Annotated in this window: 24 protein-coding genes and 2 tRNA genes; 15 read left to right on the top strand and 11 right to left on the bottom strand. The window is 67.6% G+C overall.

The features are described 5' to 3' along the window. Window positions 1-6: 6 nt before the first annotated feature. Window positions 7-912, bottom strand: coding sequence for an ABC transporter ATP-binding protein (locus D577_RS0102795; RefSeq protein WP_018946064.1), 906 nt, complete (start codon window positions 910-912; stop codon window positions 7-9). Between the two features lie 215 nt (window positions 913-1127). On the opposite strand from D577_RS0102795, the gene D577_RS0102790 reads away from it, so the two are divergent. Then, window positions 1128-2486: an NRAMP family divalent metal transporter gene (locus D577_RS0102790; RefSeq protein WP_018946063.1), complete on the top strand. Its 1359-nt coding sequence runs from the start codon at window positions 1128-1130 to the stop codon at window positions 2484-2486. 11 nt (window positions 2487-2497) lie between these two features. Here D577_RS0102790 and D577_RS0102785 read toward each other — a convergent pair whose 3' ends face one another. Together D577_RS0102785 and D577_RS0102780 are read right to left on the bottom strand one after the other, a co-directional pair. Beyond that, window positions 2498-3754 carry a thioredoxin family protein gene (locus tag D577_RS0102785; protein ID WP_018946062.1) on the bottom strand — a complete coding sequence of 419 codons (1257 nt, stop codon included), beginning with the start codon at window positions 3752-3754 and terminating at the stop codon, window positions 2498-2500. A 121-nt stretch (window positions 3755-3875) separates the two neighbouring features. Further along, on the bottom strand, window positions 3876-4748 hold the full coding sequence (locus D577_RS0102780) for a DMT family transporter (RefSeq protein ID WP_018946061.1): 873 nt from the start codon (window positions 4746-4748) through the stop codon (window positions 3876-3878). A 53-nt stretch (window positions 4749-4801) separates the two neighbouring features. Here D577_RS0102780 and D577_RS0102775 point away from each other — a divergent pair, with 53 nt between their 5' ends. Next, window positions 4802-5713, top strand: coding sequence for an NAD(P)-dependent oxidoreductase (locus D577_RS0102775; RefSeq protein WP_024328836.1), 912 nt, complete (start codon window positions 4802-4804; stop codon window positions 5711-5713). A 5-nt stretch (window positions 5714-5718) separates the two neighbouring features. On the opposite strand, the gene mltF is transcribed toward D577_RS0102775, so the two are convergent. The 5 genes from mltF to D577_RS0102750 form a co-directional block, all read right to left on the bottom strand. Beyond that, window positions 5719-7200 carry a membrane-bound lytic murein transglycosylase MltF gene (gene mltF, locus D577_RS0102770; protein ID WP_018946059.1) on the bottom strand — a complete coding sequence of 494 codons (1482 nt, stop codon included), beginning with the start codon at window positions 7198-7200 and terminating at the stop codon, window positions 5719-5721. A gap of 63 nt (window positions 7201-7263) precedes the next feature. Beyond that, window positions 7264-8124, bottom strand: a complete 861-nt coding sequence (locus tag D577_RS0102765) for a diiron oxygenase (RefSeq protein ID WP_018946058.1) — start codon at window positions 8122-8124, stop codon at window positions 7264-7266. Between the two features lie 78 nt (window positions 8125-8202). Further along, complete coding sequence (locus D577_RS0102760) at window positions 8203-8802, bottom strand: nucleoside triphosphate pyrophosphatase (RefSeq protein WP_018946057.1); 600 nt, start codon at window positions 8800-8802, stop codon at window positions 8203-8205. 3 nt (window positions 8803-8805) lie between these two features. Beyond that, window positions 8806-10659: a sodium-extruding oxaloacetate decarboxylase subunit alpha gene (gene oadA, locus D577_RS0102755; RefSeq protein WP_018946056.1), complete on the bottom strand. Its 1854-nt coding sequence runs from the start codon at window positions 10657-10659 to the stop codon at window positions 8806-8808. A 50-nt stretch (window positions 10660-10709) separates the two neighbouring features. Beyond that, on the bottom strand, window positions 10710-12128 hold the full coding sequence (locus tag D577_RS0102750) for an acetyl/propionyl/methylcrotonyl-CoA carboxylase subunit alpha (protein ID WP_026288870.1): 1419 nt from the start codon (window positions 12126-12128) through the stop codon (window positions 10710-10712). 194 nt (window positions 12129-12322) lie between these two features. Between D577_RS0102750 and D577_RS0102745 the strand changes: the two genes are divergently transcribed. The 11 genes from D577_RS0102745 to D577_RS0102695 all read left to right on the top strand — a co-directional run bounded on the left by D577_RS0102745 (window position 12323) and on the right by D577_RS0102695 (window position 20798). Beyond that, complete coding sequence (locus tag D577_RS0102745; protein ID WP_018946054.1) at window positions 12323-12787, top strand: YceD family protein; 465 nt, start codon at window positions 12323-12325, stop codon at window positions 12785-12787. A gap of 104 nt (window positions 12788-12891) precedes the next feature. Continuing rightward, window positions 12892-13089, top strand: a complete 198-nt coding sequence (gene rpmF / locus D577_RS0102740; RefSeq protein ID WP_018869358.1) for a 50S ribosomal protein L32 — start codon at window positions 12892-12894, stop codon at window positions 13087-13089. Between the two features lie 93 nt (window positions 13090-13182). Beyond that, a complete protein-coding gene (gene plsX / locus D577_RS0102735) occupies window positions 13183-14211 on the top strand; it encodes a phosphate acyltransferase PlsX (RefSeq protein WP_018946053.1) in 1029 nt (342 codons plus the stop codon). Then, window positions 14208-15170, top strand: a complete 963-nt coding sequence (locus tag D577_RS0102730) for a beta-ketoacyl-ACP synthase III (protein WP_018869360.1) — start codon at window positions 14208-14210, stop codon at window positions 15168-15170. Before plsX ends, D577_RS0102730 begins: the two co-directional genes overlap by 4 nt. A gap of 13 nt (window positions 15171-15183) precedes the next feature. Beyond that, window positions 15184-15660 (top strand): CYTH domain-containing protein, encoded by a 477-nt coding sequence (locus D577_RS0102725; protein ID WP_018946052.1) that lies wholly within the window; start codon window positions 15184-15186, stop codon window positions 15658-15660. A gap of 128 nt (window positions 15661-15788) precedes the next feature. Next, the gene (locus D577_RS0102720) at window positions 15789-16319 is read left to right on the top strand and encodes a uracil-DNA glycosylase (protein ID WP_018946051.1); all 531 of its coding nucleotides are present in this window, start codon (window positions 15789-15791) and stop codon (window positions 16317-16319) included. Between the two features lie 7 nt (window positions 16320-16326). Then, a complete protein-coding gene (uvrC, locus tag D577_RS0102715; RefSeq protein ID WP_018946050.1) occupies window positions 16327-18153 on the top strand; it encodes an excinuclease ABC subunit UvrC in 1827 nt (608 codons plus the stop codon). A gap of 6 nt (window positions 18154-18159) precedes the next feature. After that, window positions 18160-18711 (top strand): CDP-diacylglycerol--glycerol-3-phosphate 3-phosphatidyltransferase, encoded by a 552-nt coding sequence (gene pgsA, locus D577_RS0102710; RefSeq protein WP_018946049.1) that lies wholly within the window; start codon window positions 18160-18162, stop codon window positions 18709-18711. A 65-nt stretch (window positions 18712-18776) separates the two neighbouring features. After that, a tRNA-Gly gene (locus D577_RS0102705) sits at window positions 18777-18852 on the top strand. A 78-nt stretch (window positions 18853-18930) separates the two neighbouring features. Next, window positions 18931-19004: transfer RNA gene (locus D577_RS0102700), tRNA-Cys, on the top strand. Window positions 19005-19178: 174 nt separating this feature from the next. Then, on the top strand, window positions 19179-20798 hold the full coding sequence (locus D577_RS0102695) for a methyl-accepting chemotaxis protein (protein WP_018946048.1): 1620 nt from the start codon (window positions 19179-19181) through the stop codon (window positions 20796-20798). Between the two features lie 101 nt (window positions 20799-20899). Here D577_RS0102695 and D577_RS0102690 read toward each other — a convergent pair whose 3' ends face one another. Then, complete coding sequence (locus D577_RS0102690) at window positions 20900-21424, bottom strand: hypothetical protein (protein ID WP_018946047.1); 525 nt, start codon at window positions 21422-21424, stop codon at window positions 20900-20902. A 212-nt stretch (window positions 21425-21636) separates the two neighbouring features. Between D577_RS0102690 and D577_RS0102685 the strand changes: the two genes are divergently transcribed. Then, complete coding sequence (locus D577_RS0102685; RefSeq protein ID WP_018946046.1) at window positions 21637-22824, top strand: NAD(P)/FAD-dependent oxidoreductase; 1188 nt, start codon at window positions 21637-21639, stop codon at window positions 22822-22824. Window positions 22825-22832: 8 nt separating this feature from the next. On the opposite strand, the gene D577_RS0102680 is transcribed toward D577_RS0102685, so the two are convergent. After that, window positions 22833-23687 (bottom strand): OmpA family protein, encoded by an 855-nt coding sequence (locus D577_RS0102680; protein WP_018946045.1) that lies wholly within the window; start codon window positions 23685-23687, stop codon window positions 22833-22835. 3 nt (window positions 23688-23690) lie between these two features. Then, complete coding sequence (locus D577_RS0102675; protein ID WP_024328824.1) at window positions 23691-24503, bottom strand: motility protein A; 813 nt, start codon at window positions 24501-24503, stop codon at window positions 23691-23693. Between the two features lie 131 nt (window positions 24504-24634). On the opposite strand from D577_RS0102675, the gene D577_RS0102670 reads away from it, so the two are divergent. Beyond that, window positions 24635-25219 carry a LemA family protein gene (locus D577_RS0102670; RefSeq protein WP_018946043.1) on the top strand — a complete coding sequence of 195 codons (585 nt, stop codon included), beginning with the start codon at window positions 24635-24637 and terminating at the stop codon, window positions 25217-25219. Window positions 25220-25228 lie beyond the last annotated feature (9 nt).

Raw genomic sequence — 25228 nt, 5'->3', positions numbered from 1 at the left:
GGGCATTCAGTCCCGCAGGTCGTGGCCGGTGAGCTTGAGGAAGACGTCTTCGAGGTTGGCCTCGCGCAGGCCCATGCGTTCCCCGCGCGCCTCCAGCCGGCCGCGCAGGCCTTCCGGGTCGGGGGTGTAGATCAGCCAGGTGTCGGCGACCTGGTGGGCGCGGTCGCGCGGCCCCAGTTCGTTTTCGATGGAGGCCGCGGCGCCGTGGCCGGCGACCGTGGCCACCCACGGCTCGACGTGCTCTTGGATCAGCCCGGCGGGCGTGTCACAGGCGATGATGCGGCCATGGTCGATGATCGCGATGCGGTCGCACAGCTCCTCGGCCTCCTCCATGTAGTGCGTGGTCAGCACCAGGGTGACGCCCGAGGCACGCAGCTCGCGCAGCTGTCGCCAGAGGTGGTGACGGGCCTGGGGATCGAGTCCGGTCGTGGGTTCGTCGAGGATCACCGCGGCCGGGTCGTTGATCAGCGCGCGGGCGAGGGTCAGGCGGCGCTTCATGCCCCCGGACAGTGACTGGATCGGCGCGTCGCGCTTGTCGCTCAGGTTCACCCGTTCCAGCAGCCGGTCGATGTGCGTGTGCAGCGAGGGGCCGGACAGGCCGAAATACGAGGCATAGGTGCTCATGTTCTCGCTGACGGTGAAATCGGGATCCAGGGTGTCGAACTGCGGCACCACGCCCAGTCGGTGGCGGACCGCCCGCTCGCCCTCGGGCATGCTCCGGCCGAGGACCTCGATGTGACCGGCATCAATGGGCGTGAGGCCCAGCAGCATGCGCAGGGTGGTGGTCTTGCCCGCCCCGTTGGGGCCCAGCAGGCCGAAGAACTCGCCCTCCGGGATGTCCAGGTTGACGCCGTCCACCACCGGCGTGCCGTCGTACCACTTGCGCAGGTCCTGGATGCGGATGGCGGTCAAGGGGTGTCCTTTTCGCAAAACGAGTAGTCGGGATCCCGCACAGTGTAAGGTGTTCCCGCCGGGTGCCGCGAAGGGGGCAGGACAGCACGGGGATTTCCGGTGCCCATGGTCGTTGCCGGGGCAATGCGCTACCCTTCGCCGCGTTCGCGCGCAAGCGCGCTCCTGTAAAGGCAGCAGCTCTGCGGCAGACTGTTCCGGCCAACGCGAGGTGATCCATGCAGTTGTTCTGGCAGCCCCGGACGGATCTGGGCAAGGCCATCGGTCCGGGCATCCTGATGGCCGGCGCCGCGATCGGCGGTTCCCATCTGGTGTCCTCGACCCAGGCCGGGGCGCTCTACGGCTGGTCCCTGCTGGGACTGTTGCTGCTGGCCAACCTGTTCAAGTACCCGTTCTTCCTGTACGCGGTGAAGTACCGCGCGGCCACCGGCGACACGATCCTGCATGGCTACCGGCGCATGGGGAAGGGCTTCCTCGCGGCCTTCTTTGGCCTGAATCTGGTCAATGCCTTCCTCAATACCGCGGGGGTCGCGTTCATCTCCGCCAGTCTGTTTCTGGCGTTCCCGTTCGTGGATGCGGCCGAGCATGTAACCGGGATCGCCATCGGCATCCTGTTGCTGTGTGCCGCCATCATCATCGCCGGGCATTATCAGCTGCTGGACAAGATCGCCAAGGTCGTGGTTTTCCTGCTGGCGGTGTCCACCCTGACCGCGGTGATCGTGGCGATCTGGCAGAGCGCGGAGATCCCCGAGGGGTTCGTCGGACGCGACCCCTGGGACCTTGCCTCCATCGGCTTCATCATCATGTTCATGGGCTGGATGCCGGCGCCCATCGACATCGCGGCGTGGCCGTCGCTGTGGCGGACTTCGCGCGAGATCGAGACCGGCCACCGCGCCACGGTGGGCGAGTCGACCACCGATTTCCACATCGGCTACATCGTGACCGTGGTCCTGGCGGTGTTCTTCCTCGCCCTGGGGGCGCTGGTGATGTACCACTCCGGGACCGGCATCGGGCTGGCCGACATGACCGCCGGCGAGTTCTCCGGCCGGTTCATCGAGATGTACACCTCGACCATCGGCGACTGGGCGCACTGGCTGATCGTGCTGGCGGCGTTTTCCGCGATGTTCAGTACCACCCTGACCTGCATGGACGGCTGGCCGCGCTCGCTGGCGATGAGCACACTGCTGCTGTTCGACCGCCCGGAGGCGGGGCTGCGGCGCGCGCTGGTCGCATGGCTGCTGTTCACGGTGGTGGTCTGCATCGTGATTATTCAGTTTCTGCTGACCGATCTGCTGGCGATGCTGCAGTTCGCGATGGTGGTGTCGTTCCTGACTTCCCCGGTGTTCGCCTGGCTCAATTACCGCGCCATCCAGCGCCCCGAGGTGGCGGAGAAGGACCGCCCGGGTCCGGTCATGCATGTACTGTCCTGGGCGGGGATGACGTTCTTCATCGTGTTCACGCTGCTGTTCGTGGTGTGGTTCTTCGGGCTGCAGGATGCGGCCGAGGAAGAACGCGAGCGGATGCAGGAGGAGGAGCAGGCTCTGGTCGTCCCGTTCGAGCCGACGGCCCGGGTGTGACAGGAACCTCCTCAGCTCGAGGCGCGCGCTCGGGTGAACCGGCGGATGATCAGCGTCAGCAGGACGGCCACGCCGATCGCCCCGATCGCGAACGCGGGGCTGGAGAGCAGGTCCGGGCGCAGCAGCAGTAACAGGCCCAGCGCCAGCATCATCATCCCGGACAGCAGTTTGAGCAGGCGCCCCTCGTGTTCCTGCAGCTTGCGGTTGCCCAGGGTGAAGGCGAACAGCGCGACGATCGCCAGCATCGGCAGCACGTAGATCAGGTTGTACGCGAGCAGATAGCCGTAATAGCCCACGGCCCCGGGGTCGTGGGTGGTCAGGATCCGGGTGTAGATCATCGGTAAGCCCAGGGTGCACAGGATCTCGTAGAGGTTGACCACCACCGCCAGGACCACGGTGGCGCCCAGCACCCAGGGCAGACTGTCGGCCTGGGTCAGCTCGCGCATGCGGCGGAACAGTCCGGGCCGGGCCGAGTCCGGGATGCTCAGCGATACTCCGCGCTTGAACAGGAAGTAGTCCTTGATATTGATCAGCGCCATCGCCAGCGCCACGGCCCCGGCGATGCGCGTGATCAGAGGCATCTCGCCGAGCACCAGAAAGGCGTTCAGCCAGGCGGTCATGAAGGTGAAGTAGATGACCCCCGAGATGGTCACGAAGACCCCGCCGATCAGCAGGATGCGGCCCCGACTGCGGCTGTGCACTACCACGCTCAGCAGGAACAGCAGGACGAAGAAGGCGCAGGGATTGAACGCGTCGAAGCCCGCGAGGATCAGCGTCAGCGCCGGCAGGGACAGCCGGTCGGGGTGCAGCTCGCCGAACAGGGGCAGGCGCAGCGGTTCGGCCTCGGTCCACAGCGCGCGTTCCAGCTCGGGTGGTTCGCCGGCCTGAACCCGCCGGTGACAGGTCTCCAGCAGTTCGCGCAGCCGGGCCTCCTGGCGTCCGCGCGTGTCGAACCCCTCGAGCATCGCGCCGCAGAACAGGAAACCGGGCACCGCCCGGGCCTGTTCGCCGCGTTCGGCGGCCATCTGGCGGTAGAGCGAGCCCAGTTGCGGGTGTGCGGTCAGGTCGTAGCTGCGCACGTCCAGCCAGGGGTAGTCCTGCGCCAGCTGATGGACCACGGGCAGTGCGTCGAGGCAGCGGGGGCACTCGCGGGTCCAGAAGAAATGCAGGGTGATGGCAGGGGAGGCCCCGTCGGCGTCGTCGGGTTCGCCACCCGGGGTCTGGGCCTGGGCGGTGCCGCCGGCGAGCGACAGCAGCAGGAAGCCCATCAATATCCAGGCCAGTAACGCGTACCTCCGTGCCGGATGTCCGTGACTCTTCGCGGGTGGATCGTGCCTTCCCGGCATGGGGCTCCCCGTACTGTTCCCTGTCGCCGAGTATAACCGGCTTTCAGCGTGCCTCGTCGTCGCGCCAGCTGGCCAGCGCGTGCAGAGCCAGGGTTACCAGAACGGCCGTCCCCGCGACGAGCGTCATCAGCGGCGGCGCCTCGGCCAGGAACAGCCAGACCCACAGGGTACCGAACACCGCTTCCAGGACCAGGAACAGGGCGACTTCCCCGGCCGGGAGGTGGCGGGTGGCCAGGGCGATCATCACCAGCGCCAGTGGCAGCTGCACCGCGCCCATCAGCAGCAGTGTGGCCAGGCTGGTGGCCGACACCGCCAGCGGCGCGGCGAAGAAGAGCGCAATCACCGCGCCCAGCAGGCCGCCGGTGGCGATCACCGCGAGCCGGTCGATCTGCGGCGAACGGCGCAGCAGGGTCAGCTTGAGGCCGACCACCATGGCCGCGCCCAGCGCGAACAGGTCCCCCAGCCAGCCGCCGGTTTCCAGCGAGCCGGCGAACACGCCGACGATGCCGGCCAGGCTGAGCAGGATCGCGACCCAGGTCCGCAGCGGGATCCATTCGTGCAGGATCAGGCCCGAAAACAGGGCCGCGAACAGCGGCGAGGCGGCGAGGATGACCACGGCGTTCGCGACGGTAGTATGCAAAACCGCGAGGACGAACAGATAGTTGGTGGCAGCGAATCCGGTCGCGGTCCACCATGCGTCCATGCCGCCGCGCTGCATGCAGGCCCAGGTCCAGCGCCCGTTCATCAGTCGCAGCACGACGGTGAGGGTGATCGCCATGAACAGGCCGCGCCAGAACAGGATGTCCGGCGCGCTGGCATCGGCGAGGCGTACCAGCAGGCCGTCGAAGCTGATCGCCATGACTCCGATGAACGCGAACAGGGCACCGGTGGCGTGCGGACTGAGGTTGCGAATCAATGCGGGCTCCTTTTCTGCTACGTTGGCCGGATTTCCAGTCCGAGGAGTTTTCCATGTCGTCAGCGACGATCCCCGCCGCGTTGCAGCCGGTCGGCTGCGTGGGCCTGGGCATCATGGGCGCGCCCATGACCCGCAACCTGCTTGCTGCGGGGGCCGAGGTGCATGTCTGGGCCCGACGTCCGGAACAGGCGCGGGCCTTCGAACCGGAGGGTGCCCGGGTGCACGGGGATCTGGCCGGGCTGCTCGCGCAGGTCCGTGTCCTGGTGCTCAACGTTTCGGATACGCCCGACGTCGCGGCCCTGATGGAGGGGCCCGGCGGGGTGCTCGAACACGGTCGTCCGGGCCTGATCATCATCGACCACAGCACCATCGAGCCGGTACGTTCCCGCGAGCTCGCACGCGCCGCGGCGGAGCGTGACATGGTGTTTATCGACGCCCCGGTTTCGGGGGGCGAGCCCGGTGCTCGCGCCGGTACCCTGAGCCTGATGATCGGCGGGCCCGCGGACGCGGTCGAGCAGATCCGGCCCCTGCTGGAGGCCGTGGGTTCCACGCTCACCCATGTCGGTGACAGCGGTGCCGGGCAGATCGCCAAGGCCTGCAACCAGCTGGTGGTCGGCGAGACCCTGGCGGCGATCGGCGAGGCCTTTGCGCTGGCCGAGGGGCAGGGCGTGGATCCCGCACGCATTCGCGAGGCGCTGCTGGGCGGCTTTGCCGGATCGCGGATCCTCGAGGTACACGGCCAGCGGCTGCTGGACGGCGACTTCGAGCCCGGGTTCCAGCTGGGACTCTACCAGAAGGACGCCGGGATTGTGGCCGAGCTGGCCCGGCGCACGGGTCTGGAACTGGACGGGGTCCGGCGTATCGGCGCTGCCGTGGACGCCGCCTGCGCGGACGGGCGCGGTGACGCCGACGTGTCCCTGCTGGCACGCTACTGTGCCGGATCGTCGGGCGGGCGTGCCGAATAACCCGGCTACAGTGCCAGGGGGGTGTTGCGGTAACCGGGGGCGGGGGGCTGCACGCGATCGCCGGGTTCGGGGAAGCGCTGCATCAGCTTGTCGTAGTAACTGCGGATATTGCGGGTGTAGCTGACCGGCTCCCAGCCGCGGGCGTAGCCGTGCCGGGTCTGTTCGTACCAGCGGGATTCGGCCAGTCGCGGCAGCCATTCCTTCACGTCGACCCAGCGGTCCGGATCGTCGCCGTTGTTGGCGGCCAGCGCACGTGCGTCGTTCACATGCCCCAGGCCCACGTTGTAGGCGGCCAGGGTCATCCAGGTGCGATCCGGTTCGGGGATGCTTTCGGGGAGGCGTTCGCGCATCTGCAGCAGGTAGCGCGTGCCCCCGTCCACCGAGGCCTGTGGATCGGTGCGGTCGGGGATCCCCAGATCCTGCGCGGTGGCCCGGGTGAGCATCATCAGACCCCGCACCCCCGTGGGCGAGACCGCGTCGGGGTTCCAGTGCGATTCCTGATAGGCCACGGCGGCAATGAAGCGCCAGTCGAGGTTGTATTTCTCGCCGGCGGCCTCGAACAGATCGCGAAAGCGTTCCAGACGGTCATGGACGCGTCGTTCGAAGGTCAGGGTATCGACCAGGTCGTGGGTTTCCAGGTGACCCAGATACTGATCGATGAGCCGCTCCAGCGCACCGTGCCCCCGCAGTTCATCCAGGAGTGCCCGTGCCTCGCGCTCCAGGCTGGTGTCGCCACGGTCGGGCAACAGCCAGACTACCGGGGTGTTTCCGGACAGTTCGTACCCGGCGCGCAGTTCGGGATGCAGCCGCTGCAGGCGCCGGTATTCCAGCGATGTCATCAGGGCAAAATCGATCTCGCCGCGCTCCAGGGCGTCGCGCATGAGCTGCGGCCCGGGCAGGGGCAGGATCTCGTGCGGGTCCGTGGTGGCGACGTCATCCTGGCCATCCTCCCGGTGCGGGCGATGCAGCATGGGCGGCAGCGATGCCCCCGCGGGGACGCCGATCCGGCTGCCTGCGGGGATGTCCATGGGCGACAGCAGGGGGCCGCCGTTCGCGGAACCCCGCCAGTAGGCCAGGATACGCTGAACCTCGAGAATCTCGGGGCCCCGTCGTAGTCCGGAATCGTCGCCCGGCGGTACCAGAAGACCGGCTCCAAGATCGACGCGACCGGCCCGCAGCAGGGCGTGGACATCCGCGGGGCGTTCCACGCGCCGGACCTCCAGGGAAACGCCCAGACGTTCGGCGAGGCGGTCGAGGAGCTCCAGTTCCAGTTGTTCGCGCCCGCCGTAGTCCGCCAGGTCGGAGCGGCCCAGGGCGTGTTCCACGAAGGCCACCCGCAGTTCCTCGCGGAACTGGATCTGCTCGGTGACCGGCGCGGGCTGCAGCCACACCCGCAGGGCGAGCGCGACCAGCACCACGATGAACACGCCCAGTTCGATCTGGTGGCGCGTGGAGAGTGCGGGGCGGAGGCGGCGGGTCGGGCGCATGGGCCGAAGGGTAGCGCATCGTGCCGCTCCGGATCCGTGATTCGGATCAGCGGCCGGTTCGGGTCAGCGCCAGTGGAGTACGAGACCCTGCTGGCGCAGGATCTGCAGGGCGGGGTCCACGCAGTCGTCGATGAACGCGGCCCGCTGCGGGTTGTTCCGCGCGATCCGGCGGTAATCGGGGCCTTCGGGCAGTCCCGCAAGGTGGTAGATGTCCGGTGTGGGGTAATAGAAGGCGTGCACGAACTGGCGGAACACCCGGCGCATCAGGGGGCGGTACAGCATCTTCTGCCAGTTCGGCAGGGTTTCCATGTGCTGTTCCAGCGTATCCCGGGCGTGGGCCATGTGCCGGGCCTCGTCGATCATGTGCGTGGTGACCACGTCATGCACGGCGGGGCTGATGTCCTCGCGGTGGCGGCGGATCAGCCGGTTCATGCGGTCGGGGACCTCCTCGCCGATCATCACCGCGATCCAGAAAATCGCCGATTCGAACGGGGCGAAGCGTCCGACCAGCGTGGCCATGCGCGGCTTGGGGAACCGCCGGATCGGCAGTTCCAGACCGCTGCGCCGCATGAACTCGATGAACATCAGGCTGTGACCGGCTTCTTCGCGCAGTTCGTGCAGACGGTAATTGAGCCGGTCGAGGCGGTCGGCGGAGTGCATCGAGATGCGCGCGATGCGCTCCATGAACAGCCCCTCCAGCCACAGGGCCCCGCTGATGAAGTAGATGAATTCGTATTGCGACAGGCGCCGTTTGAGCGCCTCGGGCAGCTGCTCGTATTCGGGTGTCCCGTAGAGCGAGATGGCCTGTTCCGGGATCCAGAAATCGTCCAGGGATAACGTCTCCCATTCCACTCGCAGGAGCGGATCCTCGTAGGGCGCGCTGTTGCGGCTCAGATGGTCGAGCAGCTCCTGCGACGAATTCATCAGGGGATCACCGGGCAATGGCTGCAGTCAGTCGCGCGAATCATACTCGCAAACCGCTGCGGGACCAATGTCCCGGATTCAGGTACGCGGGGGAACGCTCACGCCCGCCGCGCGCAGCAGGGCGGCCAGGCGGATCAGGGGCAGGCCGACCAGTGCGGTGGGGTCCTCGGTGTCCATGCGCTCGAACAGGCTGATGCCCAGGCCTTCCGAACGGAAACTGCCGGCGCAGTCCAGCGGCTGGTCCTGGCGTACGTACGCGGCGATCTCGGCGGCGTCCAGATCGCGGAAGGTCACCCGGCAGGGGACCTCTTCCACTCGCGCCTCGCCGGTTGCGGTGTCCAGCAGGCAAAGCCCGGTGTGGAAGGTGACCGTGCCCCCCGACAGCATCGCCAGTTGCTCGCGGGCGCTTGTTTCGTCTCCGGGTTTGCCCAGGATGCGCCCGGCATGGGCGGCGTTCTGGTCGGAACCGATGATCAGCGCGTCGCCGTGGCGCCCGCTGACCGCGCGTGCCTTGGCTTCGGCCAGGCGGCGGACCAGATCCGCCGGTGCTTCGCCAGGGTACGGCCCTTCGTCAACGGTGGGGGCATCGGTGCCGAACGGCAGCGCCAGACGCTGCAGCAGCTGTGCGCGATAGGGCGAGGTCGAGGCGAGGATGACGCTGCGTTCCGGCGATGGCATGGCTCAGTCTCCCGTGGCGACGGCGGTTTCGACCGTCACCAGCACGCACCCGGCGGTCACCGCGGCGCCGCGTTCCACATGTACTGCGGTCACGGTGCCTCCGGCGGGGGCGACGAGTTCGGATTCCATCTTCATCGCCTCGACCACCACCACCGCCTGCCCGGCCTCCACCGGATCTCCCGGGGCCACCAGGATGTCCACCACGGTTCCGGGCATGGTGGTGGTGACATCGCCCGGACCGGCGCTCGGGCCCGGCTTGCTTTTTGCGACCGGCGACGACGCCGGCGGCGCCGTCGCGCTACTGCCCCACGGGGCCAGCTCGATGCTGTCGTGGGTGACCAGGCCGATCTCTTCGGGAACGCCGTCCACGCTCAGAAACAGGTTCCGGGTCCCATCGTCGCGCGGCCCGCTGCCGCGGATTTCCACCTCGTGCGCTTCGCCGTCGAGCTGCACCGTGAAACGCCGCGGGGCGGGGCAGCCGGGACGGTCATCGCCGGGCAGGTCCAGGGGTTCCGGGGCGAGGGTCCCGGCGCGTCGGTCCTCGAGGAAGCGCCGTCCGATCTCGGGGAACAGCGCGCAGGTCAGGACGTCCTCGGGGGATTCGGCGAGGTCGCCGGCGTCGGCGGTCAGCCGTTCCATTTCCGGCTCCAGCCGGTCGGCGGGGCGTTCTTCCAGGATCGGCCCGTCGGCGATGGCCTGACGACGGACGGCTTCGTTCACCGGCCCCGGGGCCCGGCCGTAGTGGCCGCCGAGATAGCGTTTCACCTCGTTGGTGATGCGGGCGTAGCGTTCTCCGCTCAGCACGTTCAGCACGGCCTGGGTGCCCACGATCTGCGAAGTCGGGGTGACCAGCGGCGGGTATCCTAGGTCCTCGCGGACCCGCGGCACTTCCTCCAGCACCGCGTCGAAATGGTCCAGGGCACCCTGTTCGCGCAGCTGGCTGGCGAGATTGGAGACCATGCCGCCGGGCACCTGGTTGACCTGAACCCGGGTGTCCACCCCGGTGAAGCGGCTCTCGAAGCGGCGGTATTTCGGCCGCACGTCGTGGAAATGGCGGGCGACGGTCTGCAGGGCCTCCAGATCCAGGCCGGTGTCGTGTTCGGTGCCGGCCAGCGCGGCCACCATGCTCTCGGTCGGCGGGTGGCTGGTACCGCCGGCGAATGGCGTCAGCGCGGTTTCGATGTGCCGGCAGCCGGCACGGATCGCCTCCCAGTGGCACAGCTCGGACAGGCCCGAGGTCGCGTGGGCATGCAGATGCACGGGTACGTCCAGGGCGTCGACCAGTTCGGTGACCAGTTCGCGCGTGGCCGAAGGTGTCAGCAGGCCGGCCATGTCCTTGATCGCGATGCTCTGCGCCCCCATGGCCGTGAGTTCGCGCGCCAGCGCCACGAACTGGCCGCTGTCATGCACCGGCCCGGTGGTGTAGCAGAGCGTACCCTGGGCGTGCGCCCCGGTCTCGCGGGTCGCCTCGATCGCCACCCTCAGGTTTCGCGCATCGTTCATCGCGTCGAAGATGCGGATGATGTCGATCCCGCCGGCCACCGCGCGCTCCACGAAGGCGCGCACCACGTCGTCGGCGTAATGGCGATAGCCCAGCAGGTTCTGGCCACGCAGAAGCATTTGTAGCGGGGTGCGGGGCAGGGCCGCCTTCAGGCGATGCAGACGCTCCCACGGATCCTCGCCCAGGTAGCGCAGGCAGGCATCGAAGGTGGCACCGCCCCAGACCTCGAGGGAATGAAAGCCGATGGCATCCAGCTGCGCACAGGCCGGCAGCATGTCCTCGGTCCTCAGGCGGGTCGCGATCAGGCACTGGTGCCCGTCGCGGAGGGTCACGTCGGTCAGGCGAACGCGGTCCATGGGCGATCCATTGGCTGGGAACAAGTGAACGGTCCGGACATGTGAGCCTGCTAAAGTCCGTGGTGAGCAGCGATGGCGGCTGCCACCACCGCGGCGCGGTGACGCGGGTCGGGTGGCGGTTGAGCCCGTGCCAGGTGCGGTCGGGCGGCGATGAACCCGGTATCGAACACCCCCCGGCGAAAGTCCGTGTCATTCAGGATGGCCAGATGGTAGGGCACGGTACTGCGTACGCCGCGCAGTTCCAGATCGTTCAGCGCACGTTCGCAGCGTGGCAGAAGGGATGCCCAGCCGCTGGCGTGAACGATCAGCTTGGCGCACATGGAGTCGAAATTCGGCGGGATCACGTAGCCATCGTACAGGGCGCTGTCGGTACGCACGCCCGGGCCCCCGGGCGGAACGAAACGGGTGATCCGGCCCATGTCGGGGAGGAAATCGTTCGCCGGGTCTTCGGCGTTGATGCGGAATTCGATCGCCATCCCCTGTGGACGGATGTCGGCCTGGGTGAAACCCGGCGGTTCACCGGCCGCCACGCGCAGCTGTGCCTGCACCAGATCGACACCGGTAATCATCTCGGTGACCGGATGTTCCACCTGAAGTCGTGTATTCATCTCCATGAAATGAATGGATCCGTCGTGATCCAGGAGGAACTCGACCGTCCCGGCATTGCGGTAGCCCGCCGCCTCGGCGGCGCGCACCGCCAGGGCGCCGAGGTGTTCCCGCTGGTCGCTCGTCAGGGCCGGCGAGGGGGCGATCTCCAGGAGCTTCTGGTGACGCCGCTGGATGGAGCAGTCGCGCTCGTAGAGGTGGACGGCGCGCCCCTCGGTATCGGCGAGGATCTGGACCTCGATGTGGCGCGGATTGACCACCGCCTTTTCGAGGAAGATCTCGGTGTTACCGAAGGCACGGGTTGCCTCCGACCGCACGCGCTCGAACTGCTGTTCCACCGCCTCGGGGTCCTCGCACAGGCGGATCCCGCGGCCGCCACCACCGCTGGTCGCCTTGAGCATTACCGGATAACCGATTGCGTCGGCGACCGCGCGTGCATCGGCGGCGTCGGCGACGTTGCCTTCGGACCCGGGCGTAACCGGGACACCGGCCGCCTGCATGGTCGCCCGCGCGGCGACCTTGTCGCCCATGCGGCGGATGACCTCGGCCGGCGGACCCACCCAGATCAGGCCGGCCTGCGTGACGGCCTCGGCAAAATCGGCGTTTTCCGACAGGAAGCCGTAGCCCGGATGCACGGCGTCGCAACCCCGCGTCCGGGCGGCTTCCACCAGTCGGGCGATATCGAGGTAACCGGACTCGGTGTCGGGGCCGAGGTCGACCGCTTCCGTCGCGCGATGGACATGCAGGGCGTGGCGGTCGGCGTCCGTATGCACGGCCACCGGCGTGACGCCCAGCTCGTGGCAGGCGCGGATGATCCGGACGGCGATCTCGCCGCGGTTGGCGATCAGGAGTTTGCGGATCAACATCGCTCTCCGGGCGACCCTGGAAACCGCAGTATCGACACGCCCGGGGGGTGCCCGCAAGTTTCTGTTTCGGTTTGACGCCTCGTTCGCGCGCGCGCATAATCCGCGCCCTTGTACACGGTCCCGTTTGTATGAGCCGCGTCCCCGCCTCACTTGATCCGCAGCAGCCCCGCGTCCAGCAGCGCGAGTTCGTCATGGACGCGCTCGTGGCCGGCGATCTGCCGCGTCTGCGTGCCGAGTCGCTGGAGGGTCATCCGCTGCATGTGGCGGCGCGGTTCGAGATCCGGCGGGGGGCGCTGGGCGAGCTGAGGCTCTCCGGGACCATCGAGGGCGAGCTGTGGCACGAGTGCCAGCGCTGTCTGCAGCCGATGGCCTGGCATTTCCGCCTGACGCCGGATGCGGTGCTGGTGCCGCTGGAGGGATCCATCGAGGGCCTCGATGCCGGTGACGACTTCGTCGAGCTGGATGCCGAGGGCCTGCTGCGCCCGCGCGACTGGGTGGAGGAAGAGGTCCTGCTGGCCTGGCCGCTGGTGCCGCGCCACGAGGACTGCAACACCGGTCGGACGGACGAATTCGCCGAGGGCGAGGGACGCGAGAATCCATTTGCGGTGCTGGCCGGGCTGAAGGACGACCTCGCCGGCCGCGGGGACGACTCCTGACCCGACCGCAGGTACCGGGGCGGGCATTCGCCGCGGTGAAACGCTATACTGCCGCCCGTTTTACGGGCTATCCGTACCAACTGGCTTCAATCTGGAGATTCATCATGGCCGTTCAGCAACGCCGCAAGACCCGTTCCAAGCGCGACATGCGCCGTTCCCACGACGGGCTCAAGGGCGCGACCCTGTCCACCGATCCGACCACGGGCGAGATCCATCGCCGGCATCACGTGACGCCGGATGGTTTCTACCGCGGCCGTCAGGTCGTGCAGCAGCCGGTCGAAGTCGACGACGACGAAGACTGAATTGCAGGACATGCGGGGGCCATGGGGTAACGGGCCTCGTGGCCCCGTTGTTTCCGGGGAGCCCCGGTTCCGGCAGCCACAACGGTACTCGGCATGAGCAGCAGCTACACCATCGCCCTTGACGTGATGGGCGGCGATTACGGCGTGCCCGTGGTGCTTCCGGCGGCGCGTCAGGCCCTGAAGGGCAAGGGTGACTTCCGGCTGCAGCTGGTCGGCGATCAGGCGGTGATCGAGCCGGAGCTGGAGGACTGGAACGCTGCGGAGCGTGAGCGGGTGGAGATCGTCCATGCGTCCCAGGTAGTGGGCATGGAGGAACTGCCCGCGGTCGCCCTGCGTACCAAGCGGGACTCCTCCATGCGGGTTGCCATCGACCAGGTGCGCAAGGGCGAGGCCCAGGCCTGCGTGAGCGCCGGCAACACCGGTGGACTGATGGCCACCGCGCGTTACGTGCTCAAGACCCTGCCCGGGATCGACCGGCCGGCAATCGCCACCGCCCTGCCGTCGATGAACACCCATACCCACATGCTGGATCTGGGCGCCAACGTCGATGTCGAGGCCGAGCACCTGTATCAGTTCGCGGTGATGGGCTCGGTGCTGGCGAAGGCCGTGGACGGCCTGGACAGCCCGCGGGTCGGTCTGCTGAACATCGGCTCGGAGGCGATCAAGGGCAACGACCGCGTGCGCGAAGCCGGGCGCATGCTCGAGGAGTCCTCACTGAACTACGTCGGTTTTGTCGAGGGCAACGATGTCTACTGCGGTGACGTCGACGTGGTGGTGTGCGACGGCTTCGTCGGCAACGTCGCGCTGAAGACCAGCGAAGGCGTGGCGAAGATGATCACCAGCAACATGAAGGCCGAGTTCCGCAGCTCGCTGTACTCGCGTCTGGCCGGGTTGATGGCCCTGCCGGTGCTGCGCCGACTGCGCCAGCGGTTCGATCACCGGCGCTATAACGGCGCCTCGCTGCTGGGGCTGCAGGGCATCGTGATCAAGAGTCATGGGAGCGCGGATTCGCTGGCCTTCGCCAATGCCATTCGCATCGCGCGGATCGAGGCCGAGGCCAATATCGCGACCCGCATCGACAAGCAGCTGGAGCGGCTGCTGCGGCAGGAGACGCCGGAGTGAACCACGCCCGTATTGCCGGAACCGGGAGCTACCTCCCCGAGCGCATCCTCACCAACGAGGAACTGGAATCCATGGTCGAGACCTCCGACGCCTGGATCCGCGAGCGCACGGGGATCCGCGAGCGGCACATCGCCGCGGAAGAGGAGCTGACCTCGGATCTGGCGCTGCAGGCGTCGCAGCGTGCTCTGGATGCAGCCGGCCTGAAGGCCTCCGACCTGGACCTGATCCTGGTGGCGACCACGACGCCCGACCAGATCTTCCCCAGCACCGCCTGTATCCTGCAGGCCAAGCTGGGCATCGGTGGCTGCCCGGCGTTCGATATCCAGGCGGTGTGCAGCGGCTTCGTGTACGCCCTGGCGACCGCCGACCGTTTCATGCGCAACGGCGGGCCACGGCACGTGCTGGTGGTGGGGGCCGAGACGCTGTCGCGCATCACCGATTACACCGACCGCTCGAACTGCATCCTGTGGGGCGATGGTGCCGGCGCGGTGGTGCTCTCGCGGTCCACTGATCCCGGCATCATCTCCACCCACCTGCATGCCGACGGCCAGCACCGGTCCCTGCTGGAAGTCCCGGGGGGCATCTCGCAGCCCGGTGACAACCCCGATCTGGACTTCATCCGCATGGAAGGCCGGGCGGTGTTCCGCGTGGCGGTCAATACCCTGGACCAGATCGTCGACGAAACCCTGGAGCACAACGGGATCGACAAGTCGGAACTGGACTGGCTGGTCCCGCATCAGGCCAATATTCGCATCATCCAGGCCACCGCGAAGAAGCTGAACATGTCCATGGATGACGTGGTGGTCACCGTGGATCGACACGGAAACACCTCGGCGGCCTCGGTGCCGCTGGCGCTGGACACGGCGGTACGCGACGGACGCATCAAGCGCGGGGACCTGATCCTGACCGAGGCCTTCGGCGGCGGCTTCACCTGGGGCTCGGCCCTGATCCGCATGTAGGGGAAACACCGACATGGGACGCGAAATCGAACGCAAGTTCCTGCTGGCAGGGGACGGCTGGCGCGAGCAGGCGCACCGGTCCTGTTACATGCGCCAGGGCTACCTGTGCGGCAACGAGCGGGCCTCCATCCGGGTGCGGGTGGAGTCGGGGGCCGCCAACCTCAACATCAAGAGCGCGACCCTGGGTGTGGAGCGCGACGAATACCAGTACCCGGTTCCGGAAGCCGAAGCACACACAATGCTGGATACCCTTGCCGGAGCGCAGGTGGAGAAGACCCGCCACTGGGTCGATCACCACGGCTGGGTGTTCGAGGTGGACGAATTCCACGGGGCGAATGCGGGGCTGATCGTCGCCGAGCTGGAACTCGACGATGCGGACGCCGAATTTCCGCGTCCGGAATGGCTCGGCGACGAGGTCTCGCACGATCCGCGCTATTACAATACCGAACTGGCGCGCCACCCCTACAGCGAGTGGGAGCGGGGTGAGTGACCCGGCGGAGGGGGGGGGCGCCTCCGGAACCGTCCGGAGGGTTTGCCCCCGACTGTCGGCGCTGTTCCCGCCTCGCGCAGTTCCTCGACGAGGTACGTGCGGAGCACCCCCGCTACCATGCGGCTCCGGTGCCGTCGTTCGGACCGGTCGATGCACGGCTGCTGATCGTTGGTCTCGCCCCCGGAATGCACGGGGCCAACGCGACGGGGCGGCCGTTCACCGGCGATTATGCCGGCATCCTGCTGTACGCCACCCTGCACGAATACGGATTCGCCAGCGCGCCCGAGAGCGAACGGGCGGATGACGGTCTGGCGCTGCACGACTGCCGTATCACCAATGCGGTGAAGTGTCTGCCGCCGCAGAACCGTCCGACCACCGCCGAGATCCGCGAATGCAACGGCTACCTGGCGGCGGAGATCGCCGGGGTCCGTCCGCGCGTGATCCTGGCGCTGGGCAAGGTCGCCCACGACGCGGTGCTGCGCACGCGCGGGCTGGCACTCGCCCGGCACCCGTTTGCCCACGCCGCGGAGCACCGGCTGGATGACGACACCGTGCTGGTGGACTCCTATCACTGCTCGCGCTACAACACCCAGACCGGGCGCCTGACCCCGGCGATGTTCCGGACGCTGTTCGCCCGCATCCGTGAACAGGTATCCTGACAGCGCCATGAGCGCGCCAGAGACCGGATTCGACCCCGAACCCTTCCTCGAGAACCTGACCCGTTCGCCCGGCGTGTACCAGATGCTGGACGTGGACGGGAAGGTGCTCTATGTGGGCAAGGCCCGCAACCTCCGCAGCCGCGTCACCAGTTATTTCCGCGGCGGGGATGACCGCGGTCCGCGCATCCGTTCGATGGTGCGGCAGATCGCGGACATCCGCATCGCGGTCACGCACACCGAATCCGAAGCGCTGCTGCTGGAGGCCAATCTCATCAAGCAGCACCGGCCGCGCTACAACGTGCTGCTGCGCGATGACAAGAGCTACCCCTATATCTTTGTTTCCGGACACGAATATCCGCGTCTGGGGTTTCATCGCGGGGCGAAGAAAAAGGGGGTCCGCTATTTCGGGCCCTATCCGTCGGCCGGGGCGGTGCGCGAAAGCCTTGCACTGCTGCAGAAGCTGTTTCAGGTGCGCCAGTGCGAGGACAGCGTGTTCGCGCATCGCAGTCGGCCGTGTCTGCAGTACCAGATCGGTCGCTGTACCGCCCCCTGCGTGGACTATATTTCACCGGAGGAGTACGCCCGCGACGTCGAGGCCAGCGTGCGTTTCCTGGAGGGTGACAGCGAGGCGGTCATCGGTGATCTGATGGAACGCATGGAGTCCGCCTCGGCCGCACTCGAGTTCGAGAAGGCGGCGCGCCTGCGCGATCAGATCGGCCGGCTGCGCGAGATCTCGCAGCAGCAGTTTGTCGCCGGCGGCGAGGGCAATGCCGATGTGATCGCCCTGGCACAGTCCGGCGGGAGTTTCGCGGTGGAGGTGTTCTTCGTTCGCAATGGCCAGAATCTGGGCAACAGTGAACTGTTCCCGGACGTCCCCGAGGCGGCGGGCCACGACGAGATCATGGCTGCGGTCCTCGCCCAGTACTACGCCGAACGTGAGCCACCGCCGCAGGTGCTGCTGTCGCACGCGCCGGAAGGGGCCGAGGCCCTGGAGACCCTGCTGGGCGAACGCCGCGGGGCACGCGTGCGGCTGGCTTGGTCGCTACGAGGCGAACGCGCCCGCTGGGTCGACATGGCGCAGCGCAACGCCGAGCAGGCCCTGAAGACCCGGCTGGCCAGTCAGGCCGGGCAGACCGCACGCCTGGATGCGCTCACCGCGGAGCTGGAACTTGAGGCACCGCCGCAGCGCATGGAATGTTTCGACATCTCGCACACCCGCGGCGAGGGCACCGTGGCGTCCTGTGTGGTGTTCGGGCCGGAGGGGCCGATCAAATCCGATTACCGGCGCTTCAACATCGAAGGGATCGAGCTGGGCGATGACTATGCCGCGATGCACCAGGCGCTGAGCCGTCGCTTCGCGCGGCTGAAAAAGGGCGAGGGCCGGGAACCGGACATCCTGTTCATCGACGGCGGCAAGGGACAGGTGACCCAGGCGCTGAACGTGCTGGCCGATCTGGGGCTGGATCACATCCGGGTGGTCGGGGTGGCCAAGGGCGAAGAGCGCCGGCCCGGCATGGAAACCCTGGTGTTGAGCGGGGTGGAGGCGCCTTCTATACTGCCGCCCCATTCGAGTGCACTGCACCTGATTCAGCAGATCCGTGACGAGGCCCATCGTTTCGCGATCAGCGGTCATCGGGCGCGGCGGGCGAAGGCGCGCAAGGAGTCCACCCTGGAGTCGGTCCGCGGGCTGGGGCCCAAGCGTCGCACTGCATTGCTCAAGCACTTTGGCGGGCTGCGCGGGGTCTCCCGCGCGGGGGTCGACGAGCTGGCCAAGGTGCCCGGCATCAATCGCCGCCTGGCGCAGGCGATCTACGACCAGTTCCACGAGGCCTGATCCGATATGTTTCCACGACTCCCCACCTGGCTGACCTGGTCGCGCATCGTGATGATCCCGCTGATGATCGGGGCCTTCTATGCGTTGCCGATGCCGGTGGCGGGGATCGTGGCGGCCATCATCTTTGCGCTGGCCGCGGTGACCGACTGGCTGGACGGTTATCTGGCCCGGCGCTGGTCGGTGACCAGCCGCTTCGGTGCCTTTCTCGACCCGGTGGCGGACAAGCTGATCGTCGCCGCCGCGCTGGTGCTGGTGGTGGACCACAACCCCGGCCTGGGGCTGGCGCTGGCCGCGATCGTGATCATCGGCCGCGAGATCGCGATCTCGGCGCTGCGTGAATGGATGGCCGAGGTCGGAACGAGCGCGAAGGTGGCCGTGTCCTGGATCGGCAAGTTCAAGACCAGCGCCCAGATGGTGGCCATCTTCCTGCTGCTGTGGGCCGAGCCGGTGGCGGGGTTGTCGCTGTTCCTGATCGGGGAATGGCTGCTGTACCTGGCGGCGGTGCTGACGCTGGTGTCCATGGTGCAGTACATGCTGGCCGCGGCCCGGGACGCCTGAACGAATTTTTTGTATCCGGTGTTGACGACGCCGGCGCTGTCTGTAGAATACGCATCTGTCGACGGGCGGGAATAGCTCAGCTGGTAGAGCACAACCTTGCCAAGGTTGGGGTCGCGAGTTCGAATCTCGTTTCCCGCTCCAAACGATTTCCCGAAGCCCCGGCACCGCCGGGGCTTTCTGTTTCGGCGGCATCCATGACCGTCGAACAAGCCTTGCCCCGGCTGGGTGGCAGAGTGGTGATGCAGCGGACTGCAAATCCGCGTACCTCGGTTCGATTCCGGGCCCAGCCTCCATCTTCGATTGCAGGCCCGCCGGCTTTATGCCGGCGGGCCTTTTCGTTTGCGGGGTGCCTGCCGGGTCTTCGCAGGTCCCTTCGGCCATTCAAGGTTGGGGCCGAACGGCCGAAAACCCGGATGGAGGCGCCGGTGAGTCCGGGCGCCCGCAATCCATGACCTCGGGGTAACCGCATGCTGCGTCGCCTGTACGATCTTCCCATCTGGCTGAGGCTGCTCGGCGTCATCTGGCTGATCCTGGTCTTCGTCTGGTCCGGCATGATCGGATGGGCGGTGCTGGAGCAGCGTGACACCGCACAGGAGCAGGCCGGGCATTTTGCCGGCAGCCTGCACGAGATGACCTGGGCGGGACTGACGACCCTGATGATCACCGGCACCATGGACCAGCGTCACGAGTTCATGGAACAGATCCAGGAAATGGGCAATGTGCGGGATCTCCGTGCCGTGCGCGGCGACGGCGTGATCGAACAGTGGGGTGAGGGGACGGAAGAAAGCGCCCCCCGTGATGAAATCGAGCGCGAGGTCCTCGCCGGTGGCGAATCGTTCGTCAGCGTGGACCGCGAGACGGACGAGCTCCGCGTGGTCATGCCGATCCGCAATGAGCGCGACTACCTGGGGCGCAACTGCATGACCTGTCACGGGGTCGCGGAGGAAGGCGAGGTTCTCGGGGCCACGTCCATGCGTCTCGACATGACCGAGGTGCACGAGGGAGCGACGAATTTCGGGATCCAGCTGTTCGGCTTCGCGATCCTGGTCAGCCTGCCGCTGCTGGGTGCGATCTTTCTGTTCATCCGCCGTTTCGTTACGCGCCCCCTCGCCGAGATGACGGAAGGGCTGCGTGACATCGCCGGGGGCGGGGGCGATCTGACCCGGCGGCTGGACGTGCACGGCGATGACGAGGTCGGGCGTGCGGCCCGGGCGTTCAACGACGTGATGGAACAGTTCCGCTCCCTGATCGGTGCGGTGGTCGGTTCCAGCGGGCAGCTGACTTCGGCCGCGGAAGAGGTCTCGAACGTGTCCGATCGCACGCGCGAAGGCGGGGATCGTCAGCGTCGGGAGATCGAGCAGGTGGCGACCTCGATGAACGAGATGACCGCCACGGCCCAGGATGTGGCCCGTAACTCGCAATCGGCGACCGAGGCGGCACACCGCTCTCTGGAATCTTCGCGCAGTGGCCAGGAGGTGGTGCAGCGGACCGTAACCGGGATCGAGCAGCTGGCCTCGGAAGTGCATCGTGCCGCGGAGGCAATCCAGCGGGTCGAGCAGGACTCGGAGAGCATCGGCAAGGTCCTGCAGGTGATCCAGGAGATTGCCGAACAGACCAATCTGCTGGCGCTGAACGCCGCGATCGAGGCCGCACGTGCCGGAGAGGCGGGACGTGGCTTCGCGGTGGTGGCCGACGAAGTGCGGGCCCTCGCGTCGCGTACGCATGAATCCACCGAGGAGATCCGGCGCACGGTCGAGACCCTGCAGGGGGGCACGCGCAACGCGGTGGAGGTGATGCAGGCCGGCGAGGAGCGGGCGCGCGCGACCGTGGATCAGGCCGGCGAGGCGGGTTCGGCGCTGGATGATATCCGCGAGGCGGTGCAGTCGATCACCGAGATGATTGACCAGATCGCCAGCGCGGCCGAGGAGCAGAGCCAGGTCGCGGAGACCATCAACCGCAATGTGGCGACGGTGACCGAAGAGGCCGAGCAGAACGCCGAGGGGGCGAGCCAGGCCAGTGATTCGGCAGCGGAACTGATGCGCCTGGCGCGCGAACTGCAGGAGATGACCCAGCGCTTCCGCGTGTAAGGGTGGCCGTCCGCCGGAATGGTGCAGGTGGGGGTCGCGGCAGGTCCGGTCGGTCGAGACCGTGCGCTGCCCGCCGGGCCGGTCGGCGGGCAGCCGCGGTGTCAGACCTGGATGTCGAGGGTGGAGCCCGCGGTGTTGATGCCACGGTTGTCCATGGTGCCGTCGGGCATCAGGGTAGCGGCCAGATTGTCTTCGGCCACCTGCTCCTCTTCGCGGGCGGCCAGCTGGACGGATCGGTCGTCACCGTTGTTGCCGGCCCCGTCGACGCTGCTCGCCTCGTCGGTGGCGCTGACGGCGTTACCGCCCTCGGGCCCGTTGATGGGACCGGCGGCCGTGGCCCCGCCCGTGGCGTTTGCTTCCTGGGTGCCGCTGGCCTGCTCGATGCCGCGCGCGGCCGAGGGGGTGTCGGCCGCCTGGGGCGACGGGGCGGTGGCGCCCTGGCTGGCGCCGACGGACGTGGCCTGACCCGGCTGGGCCGGTTGTGCTCCGGAGCTGGCCTGCGGGGCCTGGGCCGATCCGGGCTGCTGAGCCCCCTCGGCACGATTCTGGGCCGGATTCTGGTTGGCGTTCATGGCGGCGGTCTGGCTGGCCATGGCGGCCGGATTGGGTCCGATCCCGTTGATCATGGGTCGCTCCTGTTCAGGTTCGCTGTCGGCAGGGCCACGCAGGGGGTATGCCCGGAAGGGTGCGGGAGAGACGCACGAAATCAGCTTGCAAGCCCCCCGAGGCCTTTCCGGATACGAGTATAGTACAGGGAACGGGTTCCATGCCGGCAAGTTGGTGCCTGTCCGGCGGCATGGATCCGCCCGCGCGGCCTGCTCGGGTAGAATCCCCGCCCATGAACGAATCGACGGAAATCTTCGATGTGGCGGTGATCGGGGCCGGGGCCGCGGGCATGATGTGCGCGGCGGTGGCGGGAGCGCGCGGGCGCCGCGTGGTCCTTCTGGATCACGCGGAGCGGGCCGGCAAGAAGATCCTGATGTCCGGGGGCGGCCGCTGCAACTTCACCAACATGGAATGCGGGCCGGACAACTTCCTGTCCGCGAATCCGCATTTCGTGAAATCGGCCCTGGCCCGTTACACGCCCTGGGATTTCGTGGCCCTGGTGGCGGCGCACGGGATCCCGTATCACGAAAAGAAGCTCGGTCAGCTGTTCTGCGATCGTTCGTCGAAGGATATCGTGCGCATGCTGCTGGACGAATGCGCCACGGCCGGGGTGACCCTGCGGACGTCCACGCCCGTGGAGGTTGCCACCGATCAAGCGCCGTGGCGCCTGCGCACGCCGTCCGCGGTCATCGAGGCCGAATCCCTGGTGATCGCGACCGGCGGCTACCCGATCCCGCGGATGGGCGCGACGGGCTTCGGCCTGGATCTGGCGCAACGCCTGGATATCCCGCTGGAGCCGACGCGGCCCGCGCTGGTTCCGCTGACCCTGGACGGTGACGCACGTACGGCGGTGGAGGGGCTGTCCGGCATTGCGCTGGACGCGGTGGCCGAGGCGGGCGATGCGGGCTTTCGCGAGAATGTGCTGTTCACCCACCGGGGTGTGAGCGGTCCGGCGATCCTGCAGGTCTCCTCGTACTGGCAGCCGGGGCAATCGGTGACGGTGGATTTGTTCCCCGGTGAGTCTCTGGAACAGGGGCTTCGCGCAGCGCGCGAAGACACGCCGAAGCGCCAGCTGCTCCGGGTGCTGGGCGAATGGCTCACCCGGCGGGTCGCCCGGCACTGGCTGGATCCGGAGGTGGCGGAGCGGCCGCTGGAGCGGTTCTCCGACGCCGACCTGGCCGCGCTGGCCGGTCGTCTCCAGCCCTGGGTGTTCACGCCGTCGGGTACCGAGGGCTATGCCCGCGCGGAGGTCATGGCCGGGGGCGTGGACACCCGCGCGCTGTCGTCGCGCACCTGCGAGGCGAAGGGATACCCGGGGCTTTATTTCATCGGCGAGGTGGTGGATGTCACCGGGCATCTCGGTGGCCACAATTTCCAGTGGGCCTGGGCCTCCGGCCACGCCGCCGGCGAGGCCGTCTGATCACGGCCTCAGGAGTCGGCGGGGGTTTCGAGCACGATGGATACGCGGCGGTTCTCTGCACGCCCTTCGGGGGTGTCGTTGTCGGCCACCGGACGGGTGTCCGCGTGGCCGACCGCCTGCAGGATGCCGGGGTCGATGCCGCGGTCGACGAGATAGCGCACTACACCGCTGGCGCGCGTCGAGGAGAGTTCCCAGTTCGACGGGAAGCGCGGGGTCGCGATGGGCACGTTGTCCGTATGGCCCTCGATGGTCACGCGACCCTCGTGTTCTTCCAGCAGCGGAAGGAGGTCGTCCAGCAACGCCTGCCCGTCGGCGGCCAGATCGGCCTGCGCGGTGGCGAACAGGATGTCGTCCTGGATCCGCAGCTCGATGCTGCCGGGCTGTTCGATGACCTCGACGCCCTCCGGTGCGCGGTCGCGCATGTCGCGCACTGCCTCGGGATCGGCCTCCGGCGGCGGGTCGTCGGCCGGGGTCGCCACGGGCGAGGGCGGATCGGCGGCCAGCGGCGGATCTTCGACCGGCCCGGGGGGCACTTCCGGGGCCTCGGGTGACAGCCGGAACAGCCGCGGATCGACCAGATTGGAGAGGTCGCGATAGACCAGCTCCACCGGGTCGTCATCGGCGGCGCGGATGCTTTCGTCCCGCGGTTCGGCGAAGGTCAGCATGATCACGAAGACCACGATCACCAGAGTCAGTACGTCGAGGTAGGTCAGGATCCAGGCGTGTTCGTCCTCGCGCAGGCTGTCGGGGCTGCGCCCGGTTTCCGGCGCCAGCGCATCGCGCGCGAGGACATGATCCCCGTCGCGGGACCGAGCCTGGTCCCGAGCGGATGCGGCCGGTTCCGGTTCGCCGTTCGTGGCCATGGTTCAGCGCCCGCCCGCTCCTGGTTCGTCTTCCTCGGTCGGCGGAACCTGACGGATTTCATCGTGGTGGTTCTCGGCGAACGAACGCAGGGTCTCGCGGATGTAGCCCGGGGTACGCCCCTTGCGCATCAGCATGATGCCTTCCAGCACCATGGTCATCACGACCACGCGTTCCTCGGTACGGCGTTCCAGCTTGATGGCAATGGGGCGGAACACAAGGTTGGCCAGCAGGATGCCGTAGAAGGTGGTGATCAGGGCAATGCCCAGGTTCACGGCGATTACCGCGAAATCGTCCGTCTCGGTGGTCAGCAGCAGGTTGATCAGGCCGAGCAGCGTCCCCAGCATGCCGAAGGCGGGCGCATAGGTGGCCATGGTGCGGTACACCTGGGCCTCGGCGAGTTCGCGGGCCCGCAGACGCGCGAGACGCCAGTGCAGCAGATCCGAAACGTCCTCCATGGGCGTGTCGTCGATGACCAGCTGGACCCCGGTCTTGAGGAACGGGTTGCGCAGGCTCTCCAGGCGCTCCTGGACTCGGGGCAGGTTCTGGGCGAACCACAGCCGCGAGACTTCGACGATCTCCTCCATGTCCTGGGTGACGTCGTAGCGCTCGTCGCGGATGACCGTGGCCGCGAGACGGAACACCCGCACCAGCTCATGCAGGGGGTAGCTGAGCAGGGTGGCAGCGAGGGTCCCGCCCACCACGATGCCCAGACCGGGGAGGTTGAGGAATACCAGCAGGTCCTGGCTGGTGAAGGCGATGATGCTGATGAACAGCGCCAGCCCGCCGATCATGCCCAGCAGGGATGAAACATTCATGGGAGCAGTGGCCGGGATTGGTTGGACATATGTCCCAAGGATAAACATCCCGCGCCCGCGCGTCGCGCTCGCGAGCCGGCGGTGGAAGGCGTACACTGCCAAGACCTCGTTGCAAGCATGGGAGAAGAGACATGGAATGGGTCCTGCTCGGGATCGTGATCCTTCTGGTGATCTGGGGGGTCTGGACGTACAACCGCCTGGTGACGTCGCGCAATCGCTATCAGAACGCGTTCGCGCAGATCGATGTTCAGCTCAACCGCCGGTATGACCTGATCCCCAATCTGGTGAAGGTCGCGGATCGCTACATGGCGCACGAGAAAGATACGCTGGAGGCGGTCATCCAGGCCCGGAACCAGGCTCAGAGCAGCTTGCAGAAGGCGGCGGCCGATCCTTCCAACCCCGAGGCCATGCGTGAGCTGTCGCAGTCCGAACAGGGGCTGTCCGGCGCGCTCGGGCGTCTGTTCGCGCTGTCCGAGGCCTATCCTGACCTCAAGGCGAACGAAAACATGATGCAGCTCTCCGAAGAGCTCAGCAGCACCGAGAACCGCATCGCCTACGCGCGGCAGGCATTCAACGACGCGGTGATGAGTTACAACATCCTGCGCGAAATGTTCCCCAACAGCCTGATCGCGAACAACTTCGGTTTCCGTCGCGCCGAGCTGCTGGAAATCGAGGATCCGCAGCGCCGGGAGGCGGTCGAGGTCAACTTCCAGTAAGCGAGCCCG

Source organism: Thioalkalivibrio sp. AKL17, from assembly GCF_000377885.1.
Lineage (GTDB): Bacteria > Pseudomonadota > Gammaproteobacteria > Ectothiorhodospirales > Ectothiorhodospiraceae > Thioalkalivibrio > Thioalkalivibrio halophilus.
Note: the sequence above shows the minus strand (reverse complement) of the source record. Positions and strands in the feature narration are given on the sequence as shown.